We start from the raw sequence: 3696 nt of genomic DNA on the forward strand, positions 1-3696 counted from the left end.
GATTTGAAAGACAGAACATTTAGGTTTGCTAGAGATGTGAGGGTTTTGGTTAAAACACTTACTTCAGGTATGGTTAATCGTGAAGATTCAAGACAAGTGACTCGTTCTTCTGGCTCTGTCGCAGCAAATTACATTGAAGCTAGTGAGGCTCTTAGTAAAAAAGATGAAGTATACAGGATTAGAATTTGCAGAAAAGAGGCGAAAGAGAGTAAACTGTGGTTAGAGCTGTTATTAGTTAGCAATGATGCTTCAGCCATTAATGAAATTAGTAGATTAATAGACGAAGCTGATCAATTAACAAAAATATTTTCATCAATAATTATAAAGTTGGAAAACCAGTTACTTTAAAGGTAGTTGGTTGTTACCTTGGGCCTTGTATCTTGAATCTTGTATTTTACAAAGTATATGGATCACGTTGAAGAAATTAAACAAAAATTAGACATCGTCAATATTATTGGCGAGTATTTAGAATTGAAAAAAGCGGGGTCGAATTTTAAGGGGCGCTGTCCTTTTCATAATGAAAAAACGCCTTCTTTTGTGGTGTCTCCTGATAGGCAAATGTTTCATTGTTTTGGTTGCGGTGAGGGTGGAGATATGTTTACTTTTATACAAAAGCAAGAGGGCCTAGAATTTCCAGAGGCTTTGAGAATTTTAGCCAATAAAGCTGGAGTTGAAATTGAGCGTTTTGATCCTAGGGTGACTAGCCAGAAAAATCGATTGATTGAAGTTTGCGAGGCCACAACTGAATTCTGGCAACGTCAACTAAAAGAAAGCTCTGGTGAAAAGGCGAGTGACTATATTGTTGCCAGGAAATTAACCTCTGAAACAATTGAAAGTTTTAAATTGGGTTATGCTCCTGAAAGTTGGGATTTAACCATGAAATATTTGCATGATGCTAAGTTTAATGAAACGGAAATTTTTAAAGCTGGATTAACCGTCAAGAAGGATCGTGGCACAGGTTATTATGATCGCTTTCGTGATCGAATAATTTTTCCAATTCAAGATGTTCATGCCAACGTTGTTGGTTTTACCGGACGCACCATGAAGGAAGATGAAGGTGCTAAATATATTAATACACCGGAAGGCCCTATTTATCACAAGAGTAAAGTTTTATATGGGCTGGACAAGGCTAAGCAGGCGATTCGTAAAGCTAAGTATGTTGTGGTCGTTGAGGGAAATATGGATGTGATTACAGCGCATCAAGCGGGTTATAAAAATGTGGTCGCCTGTTCAGGGACTGCATTAACCATAGATCAAATTTTGTTGATTAAACGGTTTACTGATAATGTAGCTTTGTGCTTTGATTCTGATGACGCTGGTCAGATGGCAGCTAAGCGTAGTATTGATTTGTTATATGAAGCTGAAGTGAATATTAAAATTGTAGAATTGGTCAAAGGTAAAGATCCCGATGAATGTATTAATTTAGATGTTAAGGCCTGGGAACAATCATTGCGCGAGGCTAAAACCGCTATGCAGTATTATTTTGATAAACATTTAACAAATGACAACCTGGACAATATCAGTAAAAAAAAGGAAATAGTAAAGTTGTTATTACAAGAAATAAATAAATTAAAAGATAAAATAGAACAGGATCATTGGTTGAAAAAATTAGCCCAGATTTTACAAGTAGAAGCTCGACTTTTGTGGGAGTCTTTGCCTCAAGCAAAGTCAAATTTAATGAAAACCCGTGTTGTCGCACCTGAACAAAAAGATGTCCAATCATCTGTAAAGGTCGATAAATCCCGCGATGTTCAATTATTGGAACGTGTCTTGACTATAATTATAAACCATCCCAAATTAATTGGTTATGCTCAGGAGTATTTGTTGCCTGATCATATGATTGTTGGTGACTTGAAAACCTTTTACAAAAATTTAATTTTGTATTATAATGAAGACAAGCAAGGTTTATCTCAGAAAACGATAAATCAACGACTGGAAACTGAAACCCAAGAAATTTCTCAAAGCTATTTAAATAGCCTAATTTTGAATATTGAAGAAGCTTATGAGGAGTTTTCTGATGAACAAATAAGGCAAGAGTTAATTGAGTTAATAATTGCCTACAAGAAATATTATTTTGAACAGCAGATTAAAAATTTAAATAGTCAGTTAGCTGTCCTTGAGAGCCAGAATGATGCTCAGGTGGTTGAAGATCATCTAAAGAAAATCATAGCATTCTCAGAACAGTTGGCCCTTTTAAAATGATTATGGCCATTCGCGCCAAAAAAACAACTAAAAAAACTACTAAGAAGAAAAAGAGTAGTACTAAAAAGACAGACAAAAAATCTGTCTCAACCAAAGTAAAAAAAGCTCTAAACAGGGCAATCACAAAAAAAGGCAAAAAATCGCGAGCCAAAACAACTAAAAAACCGGGCAGAAAAAAGCCCGAAAGGCGTGGAAGAAGAAAAAAGGCTTCACCACCAGACCCAGAAATTATAAAAGGAATGCTTGAAAAAGGACATTCCCGAGGTTTTTTGACTGAAGAAGAAGTTCTTAGAACCTTTATTCATATAGAAGATTACATTGAAGCCTATGAAGATTTCTTGGATAAGCTAGATGGTATTGGTATTCAGATGGTTGAACTCAAAGGTGGGATTTTAGGAAAAAGAGAAGATAGAGCTAAAATTTTATCTAAAGTTGGATTAGCAGCCAAGGAAAAAGGCGCAACTTTACCTGAGTTGTCACCGGACTCAATTCAAATGTATTTACGGGAAATTGGAAAAATTTCTTTATTGACAGCAGAAGAGGAATTAGCTTTAGCTAAAAGAAATGAAAAGGGAGATGTGGAGGCAGAGAAAATTATAATCGAAAGTAATTTGAGGTTAGTAGTTTCTATTGCTAAACGATTTGTTGGCAAAAGCTTATCATTACTTGATTTAATTCAGGAAGGAAATATCGGATTGTTCCGAGCAGTAGAAAAGTTTGAATATCGAAAAGGGTACAAGTTTTCTACATATGCAACTTGGTGGATCCGGCAAGCCATTACTCGTGCTTTGGCTGATCAGTCCAGAACTATTCGAATCCCAGTTCATATGGTGGAAACTATTAATAAGTTTCATCAAATCGAACGTCGTTTAATTCAAGATTTAGGCCGTGAGCCAATGCCAGAAGAAATTGCAGCGGAAATGGATGAAGAAGTTCACAAGGTTAAGTATATAATGAAAATTTCCCAGGAAACTATTTCTTTGGAAACTTCAGTTGGTGATGATGAAGAAGATTCCACTCTGGAAGATTTTATCGAAGATGTGAAAAATGTTTCGCCAGATCGTAGCGCAGCATTACGCCTGTTGAAAGATTATGTAATAGAAATTATCAAGGATTTATCCCCCAGAGAACAAAAGATATTAGAGATGCGATTTGGTTTAGTTGATGGCGTTTCTCATACGTTGGAAGAAGTTGGTCAAGAATTTGATGTAACACGTGAGCGTATTCGGCAGATTGAGGCCAAGGCATTAGAAAAAATCCAACAGTTTCCAGGAATTGAAAAGTTGAAAGATTATTAGAAAGAATAAAAAAGACACTTTGCATGACAAAGTGTCTTTTGGTTGATCATTTCTTTGGCGCCGTTCCAATCATTGAGCGTGCCAATTGCCGAGCTTGTTTCCAGGTCATGACTTTTTTTTCAGGACCTGACTCCCAAGTACGTTTCAATTTGCCAGCTAGGACAAACTGAAAAACCTTTATGGTTTTTGCTTGACC

At 36.1% G+C, this 3696-nt stretch carries 4 protein-coding genes; 3 read left to right on the top strand and 1 reads right to left on the bottom strand.

Annotation, left to right across the window (positions count from 1 at the left end):
- From HN643_04475 to HN643_04485, 3 genes are all read left to right on the top strand, one after another.
- Positions 1 to 348: four helix bundle protein (locus HN643_04475; GenBank protein ID MBT7500895.1), on the top strand; the 348-nt coding region annotated here is incomplete at its 5' end.
- Between the two features lie 57 nt (positions 349 to 405).
- On the top strand, positions 406 to 2202 hold the full coding sequence (locus HN643_04480; GenBank protein ID MBT7500896.1) for a DNA primase: 1797 nt from the start codon (positions 406 to 408) through the stop codon (positions 2200 to 2202).
- A 2-nt stretch (positions 2203 to 2204) separates the two neighbouring features.
- Positions 2205 to 3500 (top strand): sigma-70 family RNA polymerase sigma factor, encoded by a 1296-nt coding sequence (locus HN643_04485; protein ID MBT7500897.1) that lies wholly within the window; start codon positions 2205 to 2207, stop codon positions 3498 to 3500.
- Between the two features lie 46 nt (positions 3501 to 3546).
- Here HN643_04485 and HN643_04490 read toward each other — a convergent pair.
- The coding region (locus HN643_04490) for a hypothetical protein (GenBank protein MBT7500898.1) at positions 3547 to 3696 on the bottom strand (150 nt) is incomplete at its 5' end.

This window comes from Candidatus Falkowbacteria bacterium (genome assembly GCA_018674305.1).
In the GTDB taxonomy this organism is placed as follows: domain Bacteria; phylum Patescibacteriota; class Patescibacteriia; order UBA11705; family JABHMO01; genus JABMRF01.

Excerpts from the sequence above, each read along its gene's own strand:
- HN643_04480 (MBT7500896.1), top strand. The coding sequence starts at position 406 with ATGGATCACGTTGAAGAAATTAAACAAAAATTAGACATCGTCAATATT.
- HN643_04485 (MBT7500897.1), top strand. The coding sequence starts at position 2,205 with ATGGCCATTCGCGCCAAAAAAACAACTAAAAAAACTACTAAGAAGAAA.